The organism is Clostridium sp. YIM B02551, assembly GCF_022324735.1.
Classification (GTDB): domain Bacteria; phylum Bacillota; class Clostridia; order Clostridiales; family Clostridiaceae; genus Clostridium_T; species Clostridium_T paridis.
On record NZ_JAKGTF010000001.1, the window covers coordinates 185,593 to 209,974 of the forward strand.

Consider the following 24,382-nt stretch of genomic DNA (forward strand, 5'->3'; position numbering starts at 1 on the left):
AATGTTGAAATTTACAAAAGACCAAGTGTTTCCAATGATATAGTAATTTTCACAATAAATGAATAAAATAATAATAGTAAAGAAGTATATTTGGTTTTCCCAGATGCAGGTGTAGCAAAGAGATATGGTAAGCAAATAACATATGAAAAAATATTAACAGCTAGTCTTATATTCAAAGGGTGGTACATTTATGCTAACAGCAGAGAAACTTAAAGAGACGGGAGCAAAAGAAATTTATCTTTCAGTTACTCACTGTGAAAATACTATTTTTGAGATTTAGGAGGGGTATTATGAAAAAATTATTAGTAGTAATTGATTATCAAAAAGACTTTGTGGATGGAGCCTTAGGATTTAAAAAAGCTGAAACTTTAGAAGATGGAATCTATAATAAGGTAAATAAATATTTACATGAAAGGCATAAGGTTTTATTTACTTATGACACTCATCATGATAATTATTTAGAAACTAGGGAAGGAAAAAATCTCCCTGTAATTCATTGCATTGAAGGTACAAAAGGACATGAACTTTTTGGAAAGCTTAAGGAATTTGTGAAGGTAAAAAACACTCTTCATTATAATAAAGGAAGTTTTGGAATATCACCAAAAGTTATGCTTAAAATTGCTAAAGAACTTGGAGAGAATATAGATGAAATAGAGATGGTTGGAGTAGTTACAAATATGTGTGTAATAAGTAATGTAGTAATATTTCAATCACAGTATACTAATGCCAATATTTCAGTTGATGCAAGTCTATGTGCTAGCTTTGATGATGAACTACATGATAAAGCATTAGATGTAATTGAATCATTACAAGTTAAGGTTAATAATAGGGTGCGTAGCTGAGATTAATCCACTTTTATTAACAGATTTTTATAAAACAATGGGCGATAAAGCTGCAGATACAAAGCATATTGAAGCATTACACGATTTAGGGTATTTGCCGATACCAATTAAGGCAGTTGAAGAAGTCTTAATAAACAAGGCGAAGACATTTTATACAGGGATAAATTAACAATTGATGAGCAGGAAAAGTTACAAGATAACCTTTTAGAAGTCGTGTTTAAGGATGGAAAGTTAATAAAAGACTATACATTATCAGGAGTAAGAAGAAAATTGCATAGAGAACTTTGAAAAAATGCCAGTATGTCTATAATAGACATACTGGCATTTTCAGTTTATTAAGATTTTGTGATATCATAATCTGAAAAAGTCCCCCAATGTTCTACAGAATTATAATTAGGATCTACTGAATTAAAACTCACTATAATTGGACAAATGTCTAAAATGGGATTTAGAGCAAATAATTTTCTGTCACCATATCTAATTGCTTCTAGCGCAAGGGGTAATTCTCGCCTAAATACAGTATTTCTTGTATTCGTTCCAAATTCTCCATCTATCATTAATGAGATATGAAATAGATATATTTCATCAGCATTAAGCCATTCACCCAAAACTTCGTCTCTCATTTTAGTAAACTTATCATAAGCATAATCTCTACTTATAGTTAAAAAAAGTTCTGCAGTTATATCAGAATGAGTTAGAGTATAACGTCTAGGGATAATAGGCCCAATTGGTGTAGTTCCTAATCTAAAATCAACTGAAAGTTTTTTAGTATTTAAGTTACGCATAGCATTACTTCCTCAATAAATTTCAATATATAAATAGTGTATTTATATTAAAGTTACTATGTTAAAGTTTTTAAAGAATTATAGTCTGAATTAATAATTGAATGAAAGGATGTTTTGGATTCAATTATTTCTATAAATTTTTTAAGTGCATTTGTTTTAAGAGAATCCTTATGTCTAATAAAAAATGTTTTTGCTAGACTATATTCTTGCGGTATCTTAAATGATTTAATTAATCCAAGCTTCTCATATTCTTCAATGGAGGACGCTGGTACAAAAGATGCACCTAGATCTTCCACTACACTTTCAATAATTGAATCTAGATTATTAAATTCCATATACCGAATGTTAAAAATTCCTATGCTTTTTAGCCATTCTTCTAGTTGGAATCTATTTGGGCATCCAACAGTGTTCATTATAAATGGCTTATAACATACCTCTTGTATATCATTATATTTTGAGCTAGAGATAAGAACTAAGTTTTCTTCATATTCAAGTTCTTTAATGATATTTTCATCAGATATTGCGGATGACTTAACAAAAGCCCCGTCTATTTGAAAGTGTTGAACCTTATAAATAAGTTCATTAGTATTACCAGTTATAAGAGATAAATCAACCTTAGGGTAAGATTTATGATATTCTGATAAAATTGCGGGAAGATGTAGTGAGGACAACGTATGATTAGCACCAATAGCTAAAGAGCCAGATGGATTAATGGAATCATCTAATGCCTTTTCAGCATCCTCAAGTAAATGAAGGATTTGTTCGGCATAAACTAAGAGTTTTTCACCAGCTGGAGTTAAAACCATGCCACGTTGTCTATAAAATAGAGGAGTTTTGAGTTCAGATTCTAATTGTTGAATTCTTGCAGTTACATTTGATTGTACATATCCTAAAATCTGAGCAGCTTTTGTAATACTCCCTTCAAGCGCAACTGTTTTAAATATTCTAAGTTCATTACTTTCCATAAGTTTCACACCTTTCGTACATCATAAAAAGTGAATTGTATTATCATTAACATTCATTTTACTTGATATATGCTTTCATGTAAACTAGTTTTATATTGAAAAATACAAAGAAAAGAGGTGAACTAGGCTTTACGATTTTATCTTAAAATATAATTCTAAAACTAAAAGGGGAAAAAATTATGAAAAATAAAAAAGGATACAAATGGAGTGTTTTATTAGTAGTCACATTAGTTTCATTTATTACTAATGTTGATTCTACAATTACAATAATTGGTCTACCAAAAATAATGCAAGGTCTTGATATGAATGTAGCAATGGGTTTGCTAACAATAACTTCATATATTATTGCAAGTACAGTGCTTTTATTACCAGCTGGAAAATTGGCAGATATCGTTGGAAATAAAAAAATATTTATATGGGGATTTATAATATTTACTATAGGCACAGTATTATGCGGTATCGCTAATTCTGGAATAAGCTTAATTTTTTATAGAATTATTCAAGGAGTGGGATCAGCATTAGCGTTAGCAACTGCAACTCCAATAATTATTAAAACATTTCCAGATAAGCAGCTTGGATTAGCGTTAGGAATTAATTCTACATCATGGGTCATAGGAGCACTTGTAGGTCCAGTTATAGGAGGAGCATTAATAAGTGAATATGGATGGAGAACAATTTTCTTTATTACAGTTCCCTTTGCTATTATAGGAGTAATCGGAGCTTTTATAGTTCTTGAAGGTACTAATGTTAATGGGAAATTTAAAGTTGATCTTAGGGGAATTATAAGTTTTGGCATTTGTTTAACTCTTATAATGCTCGTTCTTTCAGAAGGAGAAACTTGGGGGATGTTTTATACTATTTATAATTTAGGACGTGCATTAAGTCAAACTTTGGTTATATTAACTATAGAATTAAGTATACCTTCTGAATTGGTTTCTAGAGTACTCGTAGGAATAGATAATTTCAATAGAGCACAAGAAGCTGGTAATCTTATTCACTCTATAGGCTTAAGCTTTAAATTCTTTTCAATATTTTTTATAATTACATTAATATTAGCAGCTAGCAGTTGGAGAGGTAAAATGAAAAAAATTGCATAGAAACTTTCTTACCGCAAAAGTTTTACTTTTGCGGTATTTTTACTAATTAAATTACAAAGTGATATTTCGAAAGACAGAAGGCTATAGATATAGTAAACTTAATATATTAATACATGTATATAAAGGAGGTATTTAAATGAACGCCTATTATTATGAAACTAAAATCGGTAAGATATTAATTATAGAAAATGGAAGCGCTATTACTCATATTAATTTTCAAGGAATAACTCCTAAAGAGATTAACCTAATTGAAACACCACTACTTAAACAAGCTGCAAAAGAGTTGCAGGAATATTTTGAAGGAGAAAGAAAGATTTTTAATGTTCCTCTTGAGCCCAAAGGTACAGAATTTCAACAAAAAGTTTGGAATGCACTTAAAGAAATACCTTATGGAGAGACATGTAGCTATAAAAATATTGCAGAGAAGATAGGAAATATAAAAGCATCTCGTGCAGTTGGTATGGCAAATAATAAGAATCCTATTCCTATAATTATTCCTTGTCATCGTGTTATAGGAACTAACGGAAAATTAGTAGGTTATGCTGGTGGCATAGGGATAAAAGAAAAATTATTGGAAATAGAAAACAATAGCAATGATTAAAATAATATTGCATATAGGTGATTAATATGTACAAGGAAATTAGAGAAACATTTCTTAGTTTAGCAGATGAAGAATATAAAAATTTTCAGAGTTCTTTGTGTACAAACGTTAATAATATAATTGGAGTTAGACTGCCATATTTAAGAAAAATGGCAAAACAGTTAGCAAAGGGTGAATGGAAGGCGTATATTAATTCAGCTAAGGATGACTATTTTGAGGAAGTTATGCTACAAGGTATGGTTTTAGGATATGTAAAAGCAGATGTTGATGAACGATTAAACTATATAGCAAACTTTATACATAAAATTGATAATTGGTCGGTTTGTGATAGCTTTTGTGTAGGATTAAAATTTACTAAGTTAAACCTTGAGCGTGTTTTAACATTTATAGAACCTTACATAAAATCTAAAGAAGAGTTTGAAGTTAGATTTGGAATTGTTATGTTAATTGACTACTATATTAGTGAAGAATATATTGATAAAGTGATTATATTATTAAACAGCATAAAACATGAAGGCTATTATGCAAAAATGGGGGTAGCTTGGGCCGTTTCAATGTGTTATGTTAAGTTTCCAGAAAAAACAATGAAATATTTAAATAATAATTCCCTTGATGATTTTACCTATAATAAGGCATTACAAAAAATAATTGAGTCCTTAAAAGTCAGTAAGGAAGCAAAAGCTATTATAGGAAGCATGAAAAGAAAATAAAAGGAGTAGTAAATGATATTAAAAGAAGAGGAAAAATGGAATGCAGTAATTAATAATGATGAAAATTATGATAGGATATTTTATTACGGAGTAAAAACTACAGGGATAGTTTGTAAGCCTTCTTGTAAATCGAAAGAGCCATTAAGAGATAATGTAATATTTTTTGATGATTTTGAAGAGGCAGTTGATAAAGGCTTTCGTCCATGTAAAAGATGTCGACCAGATCTTTTGAATTTTAATCCAACTGATGAACTTGCATTTAGGATTAAAAAATTATTTGATTCATATTATTCAAGTAATATAGAAATGGAAGAGAAATTAAAAGCTTTAGGAGTAAGTCAGAACCATATGATAAAAGTCTTTTCTGATAAATTTGGTATTACACCAGTAAAATATATTAATGCACTTAGAATTGAGAAGGCACTAGATTTACTTGAGAACACAGATGATACCGTAATCAATATTGCACTTTTATGTGGATTTGAAAGCACTTCAAATTTTTATGGATTTTTTAAAAAACAAATAGGAATGACTCCAAGTGAGTATAGAAGTAGATTATAGATAATCTACTTATTTTTTTGATAACTAATGGAAAGTAAGCTTTACATTATGGGAAAATAATGCTATTATATATATGGAAAGTACACTTTCCATGAGAGGAGGTATATCTTTGAAAAATCGATTAGAAGAAATAAGAAAAGAACGAGGAATTAAACAAGAAGAACTTGCTGAAGCATTAGAGGTTTCTAGGCAAACTATAGGATCATTAGAAAATGGCAGATATAATCCTTCTATAATATTAGCTTTTAAAATAGCAAGGTATTTTAATATGAACATCGAAGATATTTTTATATATGAGGAGGAAGAGAAATGAATAATAAAAAAACTCTTATGTATTTAGTTTTATTAATTTTAGGTGTTGCTATGTTACTTTTGGGAAAATTCATAATGGCAGATGAGAATATAAAAAATATTTCAGGTATTTGTCTTGGATTTGGTTCTGCATTTTTTGTTTTAGGTATAGGAAACCTAGTTGGTAATTTCTTTACCACAAGATTAGAAGATGAAAAGATTAAAAAACTAAAGGATATTGAAGTAAATGATGAACGTAATATTAGAATAAAAGAAAAATCAGGTTATATGGTGAGTAAAATAATGAACTTTATAATTTGTATACTGGTTTTAGCCTTAGGATTTATGAATGCAGATAGGTTAGTTTTAATTCTTGTTTCGTCATTGCTTCTAATAGAAGGGATACTATTTATAGGCTTTTCAAATTACTATTCAAAAAGAATGTAGTTTATATTTGTATCATAAAATTATTGGTGGAGTATAACTCCACCTTTTAAATTTGAGGAGAATTCAATATTGTAAAAAATATACAAATATGGGTTGACTTAGGAAGATATGTAAGGTAAACTTATTTTATAATTTAATATAACCTCACTTATGTAGGTGGGGTAGAGGCGCGATATTTAACAGTTTTTAGTGGAGTTTGAGAAGCAATGATACTAATAGGAAGGAAATGTCGCCGAAGCTTATAATATTCTCAGTATTATTTGCTGGGTCTGTAGTTAAGAGCTACAGGACTGTCTCAATAAACTTCCCAGTTTATTGAGTTGTGCTATCTCATTTGGGAAGGGAGAGGAATTAAGGGCAAATATGCTAGTTGCGATCTGAGTTCACCTCAGATCTTTTTTTATACTCAAATTGAAAACAAAGGTGGCAGTGAAGCCATTTAAAAGATAAAGATAAATTAAAAGTTGTGAAAGGGGAAGGGAAATATGAGAAGAAAATTATCTGTGTTATTGGCAGCTGTACTGTGTATATCTGCATTAGGTATGACAAGTTGTGGGACAAGCAAAACAAATGAAGCAAGTACCAAAGAAGAAACTTTTAAGGTTGGTCTTGAAGCTGGCTATGCACCATTTAACTGGACTCAAATGGATGATTCAAATGGTGGAGTTAAAATCGATGGTAGTGCAGAATATGCAGGAGGTTATGATATAGAGATAGCAAAAAAGATTGCGCAAGGGCTAGGTAAAAAATTAGTTATAGTAAAGACAGAATGGGATGGACTTGTACCTGCATTAACCTCAGGTAAGATTGATGCAATTATTGCAGGTATGTCTCCTACAGCAGAACGTAAGAAAACAATTGATTTTTCAAATAACTATTATAAATCAAATTTGGTTATGGTTGTAAAGAAAGGCGGAAAGTATGATGGTGCAACATCAATTCAAGACTTTAAGGATGCTAAAATTACAGCACAATTAAATACATTTCATTACACAGTAATTGATCAAATTCAAGGAGTTAGTAAACAACCAGCCATGGATAATTTTCCAGCTATGAGAGTTGCGCTTGAATCAGGCATGATTGATGGTTACGTATCAGAAAAGCCTGAAGGCGTTAGTGCTGAAACTGCAAATAACAATTTTAAGATGGTTGAGTTTAAAACTGGATTTAAAACATCGGATGATGATACAGCGATAGCAGTAGGAGTAGCTAAGGGAAGTGAATTAACTCCAAAGATAAATGAAATCTTATCAGGTATTTCAGAAGATGAACAGACAAAAATTATGGATACTGCAATAAAAAATCAGCCTGCAGCAAAGTAATAATTATTATAAACCGAGTGCAGTTAATGTAGTCGGTTTTGTAATATTTTAAAGTATTAAAATAGAAAGAGGCGAAAATATGAGTTCGGAGTGGATAATAAGAATTATATCTCAAAATGGGCCAATGTTTATTCGTGGTGCAGGCATTACGCTATTAATATCCGTAATTGGAACTATATTAGGTTCAATCATAGGGTTATTTATAGGAGTTGTACGTACGATTCCAATGCCTCAAAGAGGCATAGAAAGATATTTGTTAAAATTGATTAATATCGTCTTTTCAATTTATATTGAATTCTTTCGAGGGACACCAATGATTGTGCAAGCAATGGTTATATATTATGGTTCTGCACTAGCTTTTGGAATAGATATGAACAGATTTTATGCAGCAATTTTTATAGTTTCAATTAATACAGGTGCATATATGTCTGAAATTGTTCGAGGTGGAATTGTTTCAATAGATAAGGGGCAATTTGAGGCTGCTAATGCAATTGGAATGAATCATATACAAACAATGTTAAACGTTATTCTGCCACAAGTAATTAGAAATATTTTACCAGCTACAGGAAATGAGTTTGTAATTAATATAAAGGACACCTCAGTACTTAATGTTATCTCAGTAACGGAACTATACTTTCAAACTAAATCAATTGCAGGAAATAATTTTAGATATTTTGAATCGTTCTTTGTTGCCTGTGTTATCTATTTTGTTATGACTTTTACAGTAACAAGGATATTACGTTTTATAGAAAGAAAATTAGATGGACCAGAAAACTATATTATGTATGCTAATCAGATGCAAGTAGAAACACCAGAGGATATAGTAAAGCGTTCTAATAATTACGATAATATATTTTGACGTGGAGGTGAAAGTGATGGAAAAAGTAATAGATATCAGACATCTAAGCAAATCCTTTGGAACACATGAAGTGCTGAGAGATATAGACTTTTCAGTGAAAAAGGGGGAAGTAATATGTATTATAGGTTCTTCAGGTTCAGGAAAATCAACTCTTTTACGTTGTATAAATTTATTAGAAAGACCTAGTGGAGGAAAAATTATATATAAAGGTGAGGATATTTTAGATGATAAGCACAACATAAATAGATATCGAACCAAATTAGGAATGGTGTTTCAGCAATTTAATTTATTTAACAATCATAATGTTTTACGTAATTGTACGGTTGGTCAAATGAAAGTATTAAAACGTACAAGAGAGGAAGCAGAAAAAGTTGCTGCGAAGTATTTGAAAGTTGTAGGAATGGAGCAATTTATTAACGCTAAACCTAAGCAATTATCTGGTGGGCAAAAACAAAGGGTAGCAATAGCTAGAGCTCTTTCTATGGAACCAGATGTTATGCTTTTTGATGAACCTACTTCAGCACTAGATCCAGAGATGGTGGGAGAAGTATTAAAAGTCATGAAAAAACTTGCAGAATCAGGCCTTACTATGCTAATTGTAACTCATGAAATGGGATTTGCAGAAGAGGTTTCAGATAGAGTCGTCTTTATGGATAAAGGTGTAATTGCAGAAGAAGGAAATCCAGAGGAAATATTCAAAAATCCTAAGAAAGAACGTACAAGGGAATTTTTAAAAAGAACTCTAAGAAATTATGAATAGAGTAACTATTATTTAAAAATTGTGTATTATGTACTAAGTAGAACAATAATTTATAAATGTAAAATCTTTTGCATTGAAGATGTTGGGTTGATTTATAAATTTAAGTATTGGGAGTGTTAACTAATGAGGGAATATAATTGTAGTGAAGAGAGAGCATGCTCAATTAAGCCGCCATGTCCAACAGGAGTTATTTTGGCATGTGGACAAGGTGGATATGTTGATTTATCTAATATGCCAACAAATGGATCAACTCTTGCTAGTATAAGCATTGATACAACTTTATTAACTAGAGCAATTATAAAGATTGATTTTAGTTGTATACTAAGTTATTCAGTAACCGTATTGGAAGAGTTAGATCTTATTTTTACACTAGTTAGAACTAATACTAAAGGGGAAATTAAAGAGTTAGCTTCTTGGCCGTATAAGATATTAATGGATCAAATTACTGGTGGGGCAGAAGAGGATCAATATATTTTTATAACATTAGAAAAGAATGAATCATTTAGTATTGAGTACTGTGATGAATTATTATGTGGAAGTTGTAACACCTATTCCATGAGAGTAAATACTAATTATTTTAACATTACAAATGCCGTAATTCAATCATCAACTATAAATGCTATTGCAGGGCCAACGCATAATTAGATTTTAAAAATTCTATTATAAAAACTTGTAAAAAGTTTCTATGCATTTATTGTTATGCATTCTAAATTCTTTTTACAAGTTTTTTTTTATTAGCACTTTTCAATGAATTTATGATCTTTTTTGGTGAGTTTAAATACCCAAATAACATTATCTTTGCAAGTTAACTCAGCTTCCAGTCTTGGAATGCCTCCTAAAGGATTGCAGGAAGGTTTTTTATAATGATAATAATATACTCTAAAAACTTTACTCATATTCGAGTTATTTATTACACAATGTCTAGTTTCATCTGACTCTATCCAAAAGACATATCTACCATTTTTAATATCTTTTATCTTTTTTACTGGATCTTTATAAAATTCAATTCCAACAGCATTTGATGGTATAATGCCAGGGATGGATTTGGACCTGAAATCTTTACAATAACGAGGGTCAGTTTTGGGTAAGTCAGGAGTAACCTTATAATCTACAACGTGTGGATATCTTTGATATTTATAAAAGATTCTAGTTTCCTCTTTAGGAGAACCAGTGCTATCAAGCTTATAGTGATTAACTAAGATATAGTTTTTAGTATCAGCAATAAGTCTACCATTATGGACGCAATAAACAGTTGAACCACAATCTTTACAAAAATTAGGATTTGGGTTCTTATTCCCACACTCATATAAAACACCTATGCAGGACCCTATGGTAGGAGTTCTTTTACTTGATTCAGCAGGGATTCCAGTGCATGGTGCTAATTTCACATTAGAGTTATTGATAGTATTATAACCATGAAGAATGTTTTCAGACATAATTAATAACTCCTTTCAAATATAAAAAATATTTTGAGTTTTACGAAAATATATCACCTTTTATATAAAATATGTAAATCATATGATGATGGTTACTAAGTAAAAATAAAACTAAAAATGAAATTAAACTGTTTGATAAAAGCAAATAATTGATTATATAATAAAAGAATAATACTCCATAGTTGGCGAGATGATTTCAAAAAGAGTCTAGTAAATTTAATATTTAAGTATATTAAAATTTTACTAGTTTTTTTAAATTAAAGTATTATACATAAAACTATTACGACAAAAAAAGAAAATATATGAGATGGTTAAAGTAAAAACTATTTAGTCCTTTAACTTATAGGAGTACGAGATGGAGATAAAGCAAATAAAATATTTTATTCAGGTATGTAAGGACAAAAGTGTTTCCAAAGCTGCTGAAAATCTTCATATTTCTCAGCAGGGATTGAGCAAGATAATTAAAAATTTAGAGGATGAATTTGAAGTCGAATTATTTGAACGTACCCCTAAAGGCGTAATCCTAACAGAGTTTGGAAGTCTATTATTAGAAAAATCAGAAAAGATTATTGAGGAATTTGATTTAATGTTAGACTTCTTAAATGATAAGGCTAATTTTCAAAAGAGGACTATTAGCTTGGGCTTGCCTAATATATTATACTCAGACCTTTTTTCATTAATTATATGCGAGTTTAATGAGAGGCACCCTGATGTAAATTTAGAAATTGTGGAGTTAGGTTCATATGCATGTGAAAGATATATGGAGAAGGATTTACTTGATATTTCTTTTGCTGTAAAACCTATAAATGCTAGTAAACTTGGCTTTATACCTGTTGCGACAAGTGATGTAATGCTTTTAGTTAATAAAAATCATTACTTAGCTAGTAGGAAAGAAGTAGAGCTTAAAGAAATTGCTGATGAACAATTTATAATGCTGACCACTGATTATAAATCTAGACATCTTATTATTGAAAGTTGTATTCGAGAAGGATTTAATCCCAATATTATTTTTACAACCTCACAGTTAGATAGAATTATTGGATTGGTTGCACACAATAAGGGTATAGCAATACTTCCTGAATTAAATTCAATTAACGCTGCTAAAAATAATGATAAAATTTCAGTTATTTCGTTTAAAGATAAACCCTTCAAAATAGAGGTAGGTTTTATTACAAATAAATTTAAAAAGATTAATATAATTACGAAGAAATTTATTAATTACACATTAGGATATTTTAAGGATAATGAAATAAGCTAGTACAGGGAAATAAGAATACTTTATAAAATAAATTGTTCAATCTTAAATATTAGAAATAAAAATAAATATTATAAAGGGGAAGCTTTTAAGGAGAAACTTATAGCTTCCCCTTCTACAGTTTTTTGTTGTATTTTATACAATAAAATTTTGTTATAAATTAAAGTTAATGGAAGTTATAATTAAAATAAATTTGTTTATGCAAAAATTACAAATACAGACAAAAGTAACTAAATTTAAAATTAAAGCACTTTTGTGGAAGGAGCTGTTATACTTGAATTCCTATCAGTTAGTAGTATTTAATTTAGGAGAAGAGGAATATGCAATAAATATTTCGTACGCACAAGAAATAATTCGCATACCTAAATTTACAAGAATGCCTAATGTCCCTTCATTTATTGAAGGTATTATCAATCTAAGAGGACAAGCAATTCCAGTTTTTGATTTGAAAAAAAGATTTGGAATCGAAGTAAAAGAAAGAACATCCGATAGTAGATTATTAATACTTGATATTGAGGGTATGAAGGCAGGGATAATTGTTGATGATGTCTCTGAAGTCATAAGAATTAATGGAGGAGATATTCAGGTTCTAGATTCAGAAATTATGGGCATAAGTAAAAATAGTATTGAGGGCATCAATATTATAGAACAAAGAATAATAATAATACTCAATGCATCAAACCTAAAAAAAGAAATTTTTAAGTATGACTTAGAAAAGGAGTTAGTATCATGATATCAATTAATGGATTAGAATATTTAAAGGCTATGGCAGAACTTCAGGTTAACATAATACCAGGAGGAATTTTATTTTTAGTTATTGAAGGAAATACAATTACCTGGAGAAAGCAATCTGAAGCGTTTAAATTGGATTTGTTTAGTGTAGGAGAAGTAATTAAAAGTAATAGCATGGCCCAAAAAGCTATGAATGAAAGAAGAACATTAACTGAAAATATTCCAAGTACACTTTACGGGACAAGATTAAGAACAGTTGCAATTCCTTTGATTAATGATGAGGATGAAGTGGTTGGAGCATTTTCTATATTAATACCAAGATTACATCCTGTAGTAAAGGCATTTCCAGACTTTGCCCCAATGTTATCAGAGATGTTTCCTGAAGGATCTACTTTATTTACAACTAACACTACTAAGATATTAGGTAAACAAGCATCTAAAAAGTTTGATGTGCCAGAGTTAAAACTTAATGATACACTTACAAGTGATTCAATAGCAAGAAAAACTATGAACTCAAAGCAACCGACCATAGTAGAACTTGATGAATCAGTATATGGAATACCAACCTTTGAAGCTTGTTATCCACTTTTTGATGAGGAGAATCCAGAAGAAGCAGTTGGAAGCTTTGCGATAATTACTCCTAAAGAGGTTGCAGCTAATCTACGTAACATGTCACAAAATCTTGAAGGTGGTCTTGAAGGCATAGCATCAGCAATAGAAGAATTAGCAGCATCTGCAACAAGTATACATACAAATGAACAAGAACTTAATAGAGAAATTCAAGAGATAACTAGTTTATCAGAAGAAATAAATGAGGTATCTTCATTTATTAAAGAAATAGCAGATGAAACTAAGATGCTTGGACTAAATGCAGCAATAGAGGCAGCAAGAGCGGGTGAAGCAGGAAGAGGATTTGGAGTTGTTGCAGAAGAAATAAGAAAATTATCAGAGCAATCCAAAAGCACAGTGCCAAAGATTAAAGAATTAACTGACAGAATAAAATCAAAAGTTGAAGAAGCAAGTATAAAAAGCCAAGGGTCTTTATCTTCAAGTCAAGAACAAGCAGCAGCTACAGAAGAGATAACAGCAAGTGTAGAAGAGATAACTGCTATGTCAGAAGAATTAAACAAAATTGCACAAAACATATAATGAACAATGTACATATTAAGTAAAAACGTATTGGAGCACTAAGCTCTAATACGTTTTTATTTCGCTTGTACGACAATTCCTTCTGTGATACCCTAAAATTAGAATATCAATAGCATATTTTTATATACAGATTGATTTATCAAGTATATATTCTTCAGTTAAGGAAGTGAATATAATGATTGAACCTTTATTTAGAGCTAAGAATGTAACTTATAAAAATAAGTTAATATATAAAGACGTTATTATTGAAAAAGGAAAGGTTAATTTTATCGTAGGCGAAAGTGGTAGTGGTAAAAGCACTTTCTTAAAGCTATTAAATAATTCAATTAGTGCTGAAGCTGGGAAATTATTGTATGATGGGAAGGATATAAATGAATATAATCCAATTTTACTGAGACGAGATGTAAGTTTGGTTTCTCAAGAACCATTTTTATTTGAAGATAGTATATTAGATAACTTTAAAAAAATCTATTCTTTAAGAGGACTTCCAATTCCAAATGAAGATTATGTGAAATATATTACTGAACTTTGTCTAGTAAATGTTCCTTTGGAGCAAAATGCAGCAACTTTATCAGGAGGGGAGCGACAAAGGGTTTATATTTCAATATTTCTGTCATTATGCCCTAAAGTAGTGCTATTAGATGAACCCACTTCGGCTTTAGATGAAAAAAATAGTTCAAAAATGATTAAGAATATTATTAATTTCTGTAAAGAAAAAAATATAGAAATAGTAATTGTAAGTCATGACAAAAACATTACTAATGAGTTTTGTGAAAATAAAATTGAAATCATAAAGGAGAGAGTAAGGTGAAGGGAGCAGTTGCATTAAGTATTATTCAATTTTCACTTATATATTTACTACTAATTATAGTATTAATCCTTATGAAAAAATCTAAGATTAAGCAAACAAAACTTTTGTTAGTTGCAAGTTTGAGGATGTCAGTTCAATTAATACTAGTAGGATATATCTTGCAATATATCTTTAGTAATCCCAAGCCTATTTATACTTTAATATTTATAGTACTTATGATAGTTTTTTCTATTAATAGAGTAATTAAAGGTAGAAATGATCTTAATAAAAAGTTTAAAGTTGCAATAGGAATTTCTTTGACTTTTTCAGGTCTCTTTGTCTTAATTTTTTTTGTCACAGTTGTTATTGGCAAATCTATATTTAATCCTCAATATACAATTCCTTTAGCAGGAATGATAATAGGTAATGCAATGACTGGAATTAATATTGGAGCTAAAACCTTTATGGATTCAGTCTATAAAGAAAGAAGAAAAATTAATGCACTAATTAATTTAGGTATAGAGCCTAAAGAGATATTAAGGCCTTTTGCAAATAATTCTTTAGAAATAGCTTTAATTCCAACTCTGAATTCTATGTTAGGAATGGGAATAATTTTTTTGCCAGGTATGATGACTGGACAAATATTATCAGGAACACTTCCAACTACAGCCATTATGTATCAAATAGCTATAATGATAGCAATCTGTACATCAGTATGTATGACTGTATTTTTATCTTTGAATTTAGGATATAAAACCTTATATAATGAAAAAGAACAGTTTATAGAAAATTATTAATAATAAATAAGAAGAATCTCTGGTGTTAACTGCTCATTGTCAAATAGAAAGGACAGTTTAGTGAGGGATTTTTTTTTTGAATTTATTAATATAGAATAGTAAATATTATTAATAATGAAACTAATAAGAAGAGCAATATTAAGTAAAGTGGTGTGGTGGTAACATGAAGGGGAACTTACTAGCGAAAACAATAAGGAAAGATGGATGTAACATTCATTATTGGATGTCTAAAGATGTAGCGGGACCCTGGGTATTGTTTTTACACGGTGCTGGTCTAGATCATAATATGTTCAAAGAACAAGTTGAGGCAATTAAATATAGTAATAAAATATTAGCATGGGATGCAAGAGGGCACGGATTATCAAGACCCATAGGTAAACAATTCAGTATTAAGTTATTAGTCGAAGACTTAATAAATATTATGGATGAAGAAAGAATAGGTAAAGCAGTATTAGTTGGGCAGTCCATGGGAGGAATATTAGCTCAGGAAATGGCATTTTACTATCCAGATAGAATAGATAAATTAGTGTTAATTGATTGTCCATGTAATACAATGAAATTATCAGTTTTGGAAAAAGTATATATTAAAATAGCTCATATTTTGATGCCAATGTGTCCGTGGAGCATACTACTAGCAATAGGTATAAGATTAAGTGCATTAAGAAAAGATGTAAGAAATTATATAAAATGCACAGTAAAAGAGGTTGGGAAGAAAGATTTTGTTAAAATATTTTTAAAAACTGCTGAAGCTTTTCATTTTGAAAAAGGATATAAGATAAATAAAAAGACTTTAATAGTTTATGGAAAAAAAGATTCTATGAAAAGTATTGGTAATTTAACTAACAAGTGGTGTATAGATAAAGCAAATTACTATAGAATTAACTTTAATGAAGCTAGCCATTGTGCAAATGGAGATAGATGTAGAGACTTTAATAGAGTATTAACTGATTTTTTAAGAAATAAAGATTAAAACCTCCATTTTTCTTAATTTAGTGCTCTCCATTATCTAAAAAGGGTATGTAGTTAAGTTGTTATTTACTAAAGTCATAGATAACTTCTCCAGTATCCATTTTATATTTAGCACCAATAATACTAATTTTTTTTTCATCTAAAAGTTTTTTTATTACAGGGCTTTGGCTAATAGTTGCTACTGAATTATTTATATTTTCATTAACAGTTAAATTAATAACTTCATCAATATTTTGATTTTGATTTTTAACTTTATTATAGGATGGCTTAATTTTATTAAGAATAGATGTTATGTTTTCGGATGTCTCTCCTCCTTTTATAGCTGCTTCAACTGCACCACATTTTTCATGTCCAAGTACCACAATTAAAGGTGCATCTAAGTGTTCAGCCCCGTATTCGATACTTCCTAAAACAATTGGATCTACAACATTTCCAGCATTTCTAATCACAAATAGATCCCCAAGTCCTTGATTGAAAACTAGTTCAGGAGGAACTCGAGAATCAGAACAACTTAAAATTACAGCAAATGGCTTTTGTCCATTACTTGATAATTTTTTACGCATAGTATCACTAATATCATTGGCAAAAGTTTTATTATTTACATATCTTTTGTTACCTTCTACCAATAGCTTTTTAGCTTCACTTATGCTAACTTTTTCTGGCCTTATATAAAGTTGAGGTTCTGAAGCTTTAATTTTGTAGCTTTTATTTAGTGCTATATAAGTAATATTAAGTGATAGTAATATAGATAAAGATAATAGCAATTTTGTAATAATAATAGTAAATTTTGAAATATAATTTTTATTCATGAGAGTTACTCCTATTTCTATATTTATAAATTATATATATTTTCTGCTATGATTCTAAAATTATCCTTAATTAGTGACAATTATTTAATAAACCACCATACAGTAATTAGTATGGTGGTCTATATTTTTTATGATTTAAGAATGATATTTATTGTTATAACATTCGTTAATAAATGAAACTAATTCTTTATTAAATTTTATAGGTTTTTCCCAAAAGGGTGAATGACCAGTGTTTTCATAAAGGCATAGTTTAGAATTCTTAATAATTTTTGAGTTATCTATTGATTGAGAAGGATAGAGTATTTCATCTTCGATACCATGGGTAAGAAGTACTGGTACATTAATTTTAGTTAGGAGATCATCATAGGAAACCTTTCTTTTAATTATTGCTTCACGTACATATGGTGGAACAATGGAGATAAAGCCTAAGAAGAAGTAGAAATTTTTTTCAGAAGGGGAGTGATAAAAAAGCATACGAACAAATTCCTGTAGTGAATTGTTACATATTAAAGCATCCGATGACATTAGCCCAGATAGTATTTCTTGTGATGTCGAAGTGTAGTAACGTCCACCATAAATACCAGAAGAGGTTCCAACATCAATAAGATTTATTCCTGAAATATTTTCTTCACCATAAATAGTTATATAATCAAGTATTACTTTCCCTCCATATTCCCAACCTACAAGAAAAGGTTTATCAAGTTTTAAATAGGTGATTATTGAATGAATATCATAAGCCCAAATCTTTTCATCATCATATCCAATTAAGGGCTTATCAGATAACCCATGACCACGTAAATCCAAAACTATAAGTCTATAATCTCTTAATAAGTCTGAATCTAATTGTCTAGTCCAGCAAAGTTTGTTTTGGGAAACACCATGTACAAAAACTATGGGTTTCCCCAAAGGATTACCTTCTTCTACTACAAATAGCAATGCATCAGTTGCACCTTGTATAGTGTATAGTCTCATTTATTATCAATCTCCTTATATAGGAAGAGATATATTAATAAACCTAAATATCTTACTAATATAATATTATTAATAGATAATACATGTTACTATATTAAGCTTGGTATGATTGTTTTATTATTTTAAATTAAAACAACATAGCGAGGTGTTATTAAATTTAATAAACTATAATTACTTTCCAGAATATTATATTAGTGAAAAAGAAATCTTAGAAAGGGGAGTATGATTAAGTGATAGGAGAAGCAAAAGGTTGGACAAGCGATGAGTTGGTTACCACAAATGAAAAATCTTATAAAAGAAAAGGTTATATTGTAGATATAAGTGACTTGCATTTTGATGAAAATATCAATGAAGAAAATGAAGCTTATCTTCTCATAAAAGATTTAAAGAAAGTGTACTTTGATAATGTTGAGAATACACTAAGATTACAAGATATTGATTATGTTGTAGTGAGTGGTGATTTTGTAAATTTCGGAAACTCAAAAATTTCCTTTGAAAAAGCATTTCATTTTATTGATATACTAAGTAAAAAATTAATGCTTCCTTACAATAAAATAATTATTGTACCAGGAAATCATGATTTAAGCTGGGATGTAACTATGAGTAGTTACCATTTGACTCAGGGAATTCCAGGGCCAAACGATAAAGTAGTAACTAATGTGGGGACAGATATATTCTATTTAAAGAGAAATGAAGAAGAATGGAATAAGAAGTTTACTAATTATAGCAAATATCTTTACGAAAAATTATATGGAAAACCTTTTCCAGATAACCCAAAGGAGCAGCTTAAAGTAATATATGGGGATTTTATAGATAATAAGAAAATAGCATTTTTTATGCTTAATACAGCAGCAAACATTGATCAATTTAATCGTCAAGTAACTTATTTTGATGTAGATGGATTAATAAAAGCATCAAGAATGCTTCCAAAAGAGAATATGATAAAAATAGCTGTTGGGCATCACCCAGTAGAACTAACTAATGGGTATGGGAAGGATATTCCATTTGCAAATGCAATGCAAAATGAGAATTTTAAGATTTATATGCATGGACATGTGCACAGAACAATAAGTCTAGATTATTTAAATCCTCAAAATATTAATCCAAATATGATTATGATTGGAGCAGGAGCTTTAAGTGCGACTCAAGGTTCCTTATGGCCTGGAGTTCCAGAAAGATATAATGTTGTAAGAATTGAGACTACTGAAAATCCTTGTGAAATATATGTATCAGTTAATACTAGACAACGTGAGTATATTGGAGCCTACTGGCAGCCTGCTTATATTTATTATAAAGATGATGGTAAGAAACTCACCAATATATGGAACAATATAATCTAGAAATAAATACTATTTAAAAATTAACAGAGCAGAACAATGATACTCACTGGTTCTGCTCTGTTTTTAAATCTGAAAATTATAAGTTTATCTAATTAATTTTGTTTTAATACTTGTCCAATAAGCAGGATCTTCAAGCCCAAGTCTCCATATACCTATTCCAGCTAAGTCATACTTATTTACAAGATCTAGTTTAAAGCTTACACTATAGGAATTTTCAAACCATACTGTATGAATAACTCCAGAAGAATCCTTATAAGTAAAGTAAGGAGATTGTGATACGGAATCCCATTTTATTGTAGTATTATATTTTAGCGCTATGTCGTAAATTTCTGATGATCCATATGAATTTGATCCTTTTGAAGACCAGTCATACCCATAAGCAGCAGTTCCTAATAATATTTTTTCCTTAGGTATAACAGTTAGGGCATATTTAATTACATTTTCAACCCAACCAATGGATGCTATTGGACCTGGAGTTCCTCCAAAATAATGTTCATCATATGTCATTATTAATATCTGATCTGAATATTTAGAAATTGTAGAATAATCAAAGGCTCCTCCCCAATCATCAGTGGTACTACCAGTAGTTTTTGCAGGGACTGCAATGGTTACGTGATAACCTAAAGGTTTAAGTGAACTATAAAGCTCACTCATAAATGTTGATAGATAAGTTCTATCATAATAGTAGATATTTTCTAAATCAATATTTACACCTTTATATCCATAAGTATTTAATGCACCTAAAATATTATTTATTAGTGTTTTTCTATTTGTTGAACTTTCTAACAATTTCTTTGCTATATCCTTATCAAAGTTATTAGTTATCATTAGAAATGTATTTATTCCATTATTATTAGCATAAGTAATTTGATTAGTTGGAATTAGCCCAGTAATTTTACCAGTGCCATCAGTGGCGAAGGTATCAGTGGCAATCTCATCAATAGTTGAATTATTGGAAACCATTGAGTTATAAGAAGAACTATCACCAGAATAATAATATGTAGCATACCCTAGTACAATCTTTTTAGTAGTGCTAATATATACTATTGGAGAAAGTGGAGAAATACCATTAGAGCTAAAAGCCTTTACATAATACCAATATTTTGTGTTAGAAGATAATGTTGAATCTAAATAGCTAGTAGAAGTGGTTGTAGCAATTAATGAATAACTTAGGCTATTATAACTTGAACGATATACTTGATAACCTGTAGCACCTGTAACAGGGGTCCAGCTTAATTTAATACTACTTGATGAGACTATAGAGTATGTAAATTCTTTAGGAGGATCCAGACTTATTTTATTTGTATAAAAAGTTACTACCTTTGAGCCTGATGATGAACCTGCTGAATTATAAGCTGTGATATAGTAACTATATTTTGTATCAGGTAATAGCGACGAATCCTTGAAACTTGTAAGCGCAGTAGATGCTATTAGCGAATAAGTAGAGCTGTTTACATTAGAACGATATATTTTATAACCCTTAGCATTAGAAACTGAACCCCAACTTAGATTAACGTTACTTGAAGTTACATCAGAATAACTTAATGAAGCAGGAGCTGTAGGTATTGATACTTGACTCTTTTTAGTATTAAGACTAATCACCGGAGTAGATGAAGAAGAAGATATACCAGCAGAAGTATAAGTTCTTACATAATATTTATATAATGCTCCAGGCGTAAGTGATGAATCTTTAAAACTTGTAAGTACAGTTGAGGCTATTAATGAATAGCTTGAATTATTACTTGAACGATAGATTTTATAGCCTTTAACACCATAAACTGATGGCCAATTTAACTTAACACTCTCAGATGTTATTCCAGAGTAAGCTAGTGAAGTAGGTGCCTTAGGAACAGAAAGTGCTGCAACTGAAATAAATTGACTATTAAAAGCAAAGAACATTACTAAAGTTAGAATTGATGAAAATTTTCTTAAGTACTTCAGATTAACCACTCCTTTTTACACGTATAGTAAATATTTCGTATAGAAAAGGAGCAGATATACAAGTAATTTATGGTAGAATGAGATATTAATTACTCATTTTCTTTTTGCTTTTCTTGTTTATATAACTAATTAATAGAAAAGTAATTAAGGGAAGATTATATTTAAATATTTTATATTTAGCAGATTTAATAGTATAGTTTTTTCTTAGACTTTCACTTCTTTTATTATTAAGTATTTTTTTTACACTACTATATTTTTCATTAAAGGTCATGGAAGTATTGCAAATATGTGCAATTCCATTTATTATATATCGAAGCATCATAATATTCATTCTATCATTAAAAACATTATCATTATTGTTTTTAAATAATCCCTTAATTTTGTCATATATAAATAATTGCCTCTCAAAGTGGTCGCTTTTATATTGAGCAGTTATTGAAGAAGTATTAAATCTATAATGATAGAAAGGCTTGTTTATTATTCTTATAGAATTACTTTTACTAAATGCATCTAAACAAAAAATCAAGTCTTCAGCATAATGCATCTCAGTATCAAAAAGTATTTCATTAAGTTTTAGCGAATCAGCTTTGAATACACATCTCCAAATTGCTCCCATGATAGACTCTTTTGTTTCATCATCAAAAGATATTAAATTTAATATCAAGTCATTATAAATTCTATTTTTATCTAAGACCTCTTCTGATTTAAAAGGAAGTATCTCGGGTATTCTGTTTGTAGAACTAAATTCCTTAATATAGCTAAAAAGAACAACATCACAATCAGTTTTATTAAATTGATTAATGGTTTCTTCATAAGCGTTTAGATCTAACCAATCATCAGAATCAACAAAAGTTATATAGTCGCCTTTAGAATGCTGTATTCCAAAGTTTCTAGCTGAACTAACTCCAGAATTTTCTCTAAAATAACCTACTATTCTTGAATCTTTTTCCATAAAAGTTTGAATGATTTTTCTACTATTATCACTAGATCCATCCTCTACCAATATTATTTCTAGATTTTTATAGGATTGATTTACTAATGAATTTAAACAATCAATTAGAAATTTTTCAGCGTTATATACTGGAATTATAATTGACAACATTTTTTCTTGAGTCATAATTTACCTCCTTAAGATAATGAGAAAAACATTATCTTTATAAAACAATAAAGTAATTCTAAAATATAGAATGAGTATATCTTACAAGATTTTAAAATGCAACCACTGGTTGGAATTAATGAAGGTTGAAAATATTATTTTTAGAAGAATGAAAGCACATCATGTTTTGATTAAACCATAACGTTCTAGAATTATAAGTCAATATATGGATTTTTTTGTCGTGCGAAAAAAACTCGTTATAAAAAGGGTTATTTGTATAATTGTAGAATAATTTATTAATGTGGTAAAATATATACCTTAATGAATAATTATACATAAAAGGTAATTAATACTAGAGGAGTTAGCATGCATTCAATTTTGATCAAATATAGTGAAATTAGAAATATTAAGTCAAATATAAAGAAATATAAGTATGAATTTGAAAATCATAGAATATATACGAATATAAGTAGATGCGAAAAAGTTGGTACAATACTTTTGATATTAAACACGATTTTGTTAATTATGGATTTAATTGTTTATAAGCCTATGAGAGCTGCGACTTCATCATATATATATTTATTCTATTCACATATTACAGTGATAATTTTGATTTTATTATGGTTCATTCTCTTGAAGATGCATAAAAAATATAAAAAAGTACTAAGTTTAAGGGTTTATTATATACTGCTTATAAATATATCACTATATTGGTGTATGTTTATGGCATTAAACAATCTAAGTATAGGTGGACAAATTTCTGCATATCTTATATGCATTCTATGTATATCAGCACTTTTATATATTTCACCGTTAGAAGCATTTGTTACTTATTTCATTTCAATGCTAATTTTTTCATTAGGAATTTTTTATATAGTTCATGATATAAGATCTTTATTTAGTAATATGGTTAATGTAGTAATAGTTGCACTTTTTGCTTATATAGCATCTAATATCAATTTTAAGCACTTTTCGCAAGATTTTATAAATAACAAAAATAATTTAGAAAGTAAGATAAAACTTGAGGAAACAAATAGGAAGCTAAAAGAGTATGAGAAACTAAGAACGGATTTCTTTGCTAATATATCTCATGAACTTAGAACTCCATTAAATGTAATATATTGTGCTGAGCAGATTATGGAAGAAAATGTAGAGAAGAGTAATTTTTACGATAATACATTAAATAAGTATTTGGATATGATTAAACAAAATTCTTATAGATTAATAAGGATAATTGAAAATTTAATTGATATTACTAAGATTGATGCTTTGAATTTTGATGTGAGTTTTGAAAATTATGATATTATAAGGATAATTGAAGACATAACTATGTCTGTAGCTGACTTTATTAAAGATAGAGGAATAGCTATTATTTTTGATACAGAAATTGAAGAGAAAATTATAGCTTGTGATCCTAATTTAATTGAAAGAATAATATTAAACTTGTTATCTAATTCCGTCAAGTTTACTGAAAAAGGTGGAAGTATTTTTGTTAAACTATATTTAGAAGACAATAAAGTATGCATTTCTGTAAAGGACACAGGGATTGGAATTCCAGACTGCATGCAAGAGTTGATATTTGATAAGTTTATTCAAGTGGATAAATCTATTTCAAAAACATGTGAAGGTAGTGGAATAGGACTAGCTATAGCGAAATCTTTAGTTGAGATGCAAGGTGGAAGTATTTCAGTAAAGAGTGTATTAGGTGAAGGCAGTGAATTCACTGTTTCTCTGCTAGACATTTCAATTAATGATGATGCTAAAAATAAGTGTCTAAATCAACTTGAAAGAAATTATATGAAAAAAGTAAGAATTGAATTTTCAGATATATATGAGTAGATTTACTAAGTTTACTT

At 29.1% G+C, this 24,382-nt stretch carries 27 protein-coding genes, 1 pseudogene and 1 riboswitch; of the genes and pseudogenes, 21 read left to right on the forward strand and 7 right to left on the reverse strand.

The features are described from left to right. Positions 1-69 precede the first annotated feature (69 nt). The 3 genes and pseudogenes from L1S47_RS00995 to L1S47_RS20520 all read left to right on the forward strand — a co-directional run. Positions 70-274: pseudogene (locus L1S47_RS00995) on the forward strand (ribose-phosphate pyrophosphokinase); the annotation flags it as partial. A gap of 16 nt (positions 275-290) precedes the next feature. Continuing rightward, positions 291-842, forward strand: coding sequence for a cysteine hydrolase family protein (locus L1S47_RS01000; RefSeq protein WP_238881626.1), 552 nt, complete (start codon positions 291-293; stop codon positions 840-842). Positions 843-879: 37 nt separating this feature from the next. Continuing rightward, on the forward strand, positions 880-1,011 hold the full coding sequence (locus L1S47_RS20520) for a hypothetical protein (protein ID WP_275297753.1): 132 nt from the start codon (positions 880-882) through the stop codon (positions 1,009-1,011). 166 nt (positions 1,012-1,177) lie between these two features. Here L1S47_RS20520 and L1S47_RS01005 read toward each other — a convergent pair whose 3' ends face one another. Then, the gene (locus L1S47_RS01005; protein WP_238881627.1) at positions 1,178-1,627 is read right to left on the reverse strand and encodes a staygreen family protein; all 450 of its coding nucleotides are present in this window, start codon (positions 1,625-1,627) and stop codon (positions 1,178-1,180) included. A 56-nt stretch (positions 1,628-1,683) separates the two neighbouring features. Next, positions 1,684-2,592, reverse strand: coding sequence for a LysR family transcriptional regulator (locus L1S47_RS01010; RefSeq protein ID WP_238881628.1), 909 nt, complete (start codon positions 2,590-2,592; stop codon positions 1,684-1,686). Between the two features lie 179 nt (positions 2,593-2,771). Between L1S47_RS01010 and L1S47_RS01015 the strand changes: the two genes are divergently transcribed. The 10 genes from L1S47_RS01015 to L1S47_RS01060 all read left to right on the forward strand — a co-directional run bounded on the left by L1S47_RS01015 (position 2,772) and on the right by L1S47_RS01060 (position 9,885). Further along, positions 2,772-3,689 carry an MFS transporter gene (locus tag L1S47_RS01015; protein WP_238881629.1) on the forward strand — a complete coding sequence of 306 codons (918 nt, stop codon included), beginning with the start codon at positions 2,772-2,774 and terminating at the stop codon, positions 3,687-3,689. Between the two features lie 136 nt (positions 3,690-3,825). Next, positions 3,826-4,290 carry a methylated-DNA--[protein]-cysteine S-methyltransferase gene (locus L1S47_RS01020; protein WP_238881630.1) on the forward strand — a complete coding sequence of 155 codons (465 nt, stop codon included), beginning with the start codon at positions 3,826-3,828 and terminating at the stop codon, positions 4,288-4,290. Between the two features lie 26 nt (positions 4,291-4,316). Further along, positions 4,317-5,000, forward strand: coding sequence for a DNA alkylation repair protein (locus L1S47_RS01025; RefSeq protein ID WP_238881631.1), 684 nt, complete (start codon positions 4,317-4,319; stop codon positions 4,998-5,000). A 12-nt stretch (positions 5,001-5,012) separates the two neighbouring features. After that, a complete protein-coding gene (locus L1S47_RS01030; protein ID WP_238881632.1) occupies positions 5,013-5,561 on the forward strand; it encodes a bifunctional transcriptional activator/DNA repair enzyme AdaA in 549 nt (182 codons plus the stop codon). Positions 5,562-5,670: 109 nt separating this feature from the next. After that, positions 5,671-5,874, forward strand: a complete 204-nt coding sequence (locus L1S47_RS01035; protein ID WP_238881633.1) for a helix-turn-helix transcriptional regulator — start codon at positions 5,671-5,673, stop codon at positions 5,872-5,874. After that, positions 5,871-6,299: a hypothetical protein gene (locus tag L1S47_RS01040; RefSeq protein WP_238881634.1), complete on the forward strand. Its 429-nt coding sequence runs from the start codon at positions 5,871-5,873 to the stop codon at positions 6,297-6,299. Before L1S47_RS01035 ends, L1S47_RS01040 begins: the two co-directional genes overlap by 4 nt. A gap of 154 nt (positions 6,300-6,453) precedes the next feature. Continuing rightward, positions 6,454-6,635, forward strand: a riboswitch (Lysine riboswitch). 206 nt (positions 6,636-6,841) lie between these two features. Then, complete coding sequence (locus L1S47_RS01045) at positions 6,842-7,621, forward strand: transporter substrate-binding domain-containing protein (protein ID WP_373689016.1); 780 nt, start codon at positions 6,842-6,844, stop codon at positions 7,619-7,621. 79 nt (positions 7,622-7,700) lie between these two features. Then, entirely contained in the window at positions 7,701-8,480 is a 780-nt protein-coding gene (locus L1S47_RS01050; RefSeq protein ID WP_202767325.1) for an amino acid ABC transporter permease, read from the forward strand. Between the two features lie 16 nt (positions 8,481-8,496). After that, positions 8,497-9,240 carry an amino acid ABC transporter ATP-binding protein gene (locus tag L1S47_RS01055; protein ID WP_238881636.1) on the forward strand — a complete coding sequence of 248 codons (744 nt, stop codon included), beginning with the start codon at positions 8,497-8,499 and terminating at the stop codon, positions 9,238-9,240. A 123-nt stretch (positions 9,241-9,363) separates the two neighbouring features. After that, complete coding sequence (locus L1S47_RS01060; protein WP_238881637.1) at positions 9,364-9,885, forward strand: DUF4489 domain-containing protein; 522 nt, start codon at positions 9,364-9,366, stop codon at positions 9,883-9,885. Positions 9,886-9,974: 89 nt separating this feature from the next. Here the strand turns inward: L1S47_RS01060 and L1S47_RS01065 are convergent, their stop codons facing one another. Continuing rightward, the gene (locus tag L1S47_RS01065) at positions 9,975-10,676 is read right to left on the reverse strand and encodes a hypothetical protein (protein WP_238881638.1); all 702 of its coding nucleotides are present in this window, start codon (positions 10,674-10,676) and stop codon (positions 9,975-9,977) included. Between the two features lie 355 nt (positions 10,677-11,031). Here L1S47_RS01065 and L1S47_RS01070 point away from each other — a divergent pair, with 355 nt between their 5' ends. The 6 genes from L1S47_RS01070 (at position 11,032) to L1S47_RS01095 (ending at position 16,369) form a co-directional block, all read left to right on the forward strand. Then, positions 11,032-11,934, forward strand: coding sequence for a LysR family transcriptional regulator (locus tag L1S47_RS01070; protein WP_238881639.1), 903 nt, complete (start codon positions 11,032-11,034; stop codon positions 11,932-11,934). Between the two features lie 196 nt (positions 11,935-12,130). Continuing rightward, complete coding sequence (locus L1S47_RS01075) at positions 12,131-12,664, forward strand: chemotaxis protein CheW (RefSeq protein ID WP_238881640.1); 534 nt, start codon at positions 12,131-12,133, stop codon at positions 12,662-12,664. Beyond that, positions 12,661-13,812 (forward strand): methyl-accepting chemotaxis protein, encoded by a 1,152-nt coding sequence (locus L1S47_RS01080; RefSeq protein ID WP_238881641.1) that lies wholly within the window; start codon positions 12,661-12,663, stop codon positions 13,810-13,812. Before L1S47_RS01075 ends, L1S47_RS01080 begins: the two co-directional genes overlap by 4 nt. Before the next feature lie 175 nt (positions 13,813-13,987). After that, complete coding sequence (locus tag L1S47_RS01085) at positions 13,988-14,623, forward strand: ATP-binding cassette domain-containing protein (protein WP_238881642.1); 636 nt, start codon at positions 13,988-13,990, stop codon at positions 14,621-14,623. Beyond that, positions 14,620-15,399, forward strand: coding sequence for an iron export ABC transporter permease subunit FetB (gene fetB, locus L1S47_RS01090; RefSeq protein WP_238881643.1), 780 nt, complete (start codon positions 14,620-14,622; stop codon positions 15,397-15,399). Before L1S47_RS01085 ends, fetB begins: the two co-directional genes overlap by 4 nt. A 163-nt stretch (positions 15,400-15,562) precedes the next feature. Beyond that, complete coding sequence (locus L1S47_RS01095; RefSeq protein ID WP_238881644.1) at positions 15,563-16,369, forward strand: alpha/beta fold hydrolase; 807 nt, start codon at positions 15,563-15,565, stop codon at positions 16,367-16,369. Positions 16,370-16,430: 61 nt separating this feature from the next. On the opposite strand, the gene L1S47_RS01100 is transcribed toward L1S47_RS01095, so the two are convergent. Beyond that, a complete protein-coding gene (locus L1S47_RS01100) occupies positions 16,431-17,177 on the reverse strand; it encodes a carbonic anhydrase (RefSeq protein ID WP_238881645.1) in 747 nt (248 codons plus the stop codon). Positions 17,178-17,312: 135 nt separating this feature from the next. Further along, on the reverse strand, positions 17,313-18,149 hold the full coding sequence (locus tag L1S47_RS01105) for an alpha/beta fold hydrolase (RefSeq protein ID WP_238881646.1): 837 nt from the start codon (positions 18,147-18,149) through the stop codon (positions 17,313-17,315). 230 nt (positions 18,150-18,379) lie between these two features. Between L1S47_RS01105 and L1S47_RS01110 the strand changes: the two genes are divergently transcribed. Next, positions 18,380-19,489, forward strand: a complete 1,110-nt coding sequence (locus L1S47_RS01110; protein WP_238881647.1) for a metallophosphoesterase — start codon at positions 18,380-18,382, stop codon at positions 19,487-19,489. An 84-nt stretch (positions 19,490-19,573) separates the two neighbouring features. Here L1S47_RS01110 and L1S47_RS01115 read toward each other — a convergent pair whose 3' ends face one another. Together L1S47_RS01115 and L1S47_RS01120 are read right to left on the reverse strand one after the other, a co-directional pair. Continuing rightward, positions 19,574-21,388: a glycosyl hydrolase family 18 protein gene (locus L1S47_RS01115; protein ID WP_238881648.1), complete on the reverse strand. Its 1,815-nt coding sequence runs from the start codon at positions 21,386-21,388 to the stop codon at positions 19,574-19,576. A gap of 127 nt (positions 21,389-21,515) precedes the next feature. After that, on the reverse strand, positions 21,516-22,547 hold the full coding sequence (locus L1S47_RS01120) for a glycosyltransferase family 2 protein (protein ID WP_238881649.1): 1,032 nt from the start codon (positions 22,545-22,547) through the stop codon (positions 21,516-21,518). Between the two features lie 345 nt (positions 22,548-22,892). Here L1S47_RS01120 and L1S47_RS01125 point away from each other — a divergent pair, with 345 nt between their 5' ends. Continuing rightward, complete coding sequence (locus L1S47_RS01125) at positions 22,893-24,365, forward strand: sensor histidine kinase KdpD (protein ID WP_238881650.1); 1,473 nt, start codon at positions 22,893-22,895, stop codon at positions 24,363-24,365. Positions 24,366-24,382: the final 17 nt, after the last annotated feature.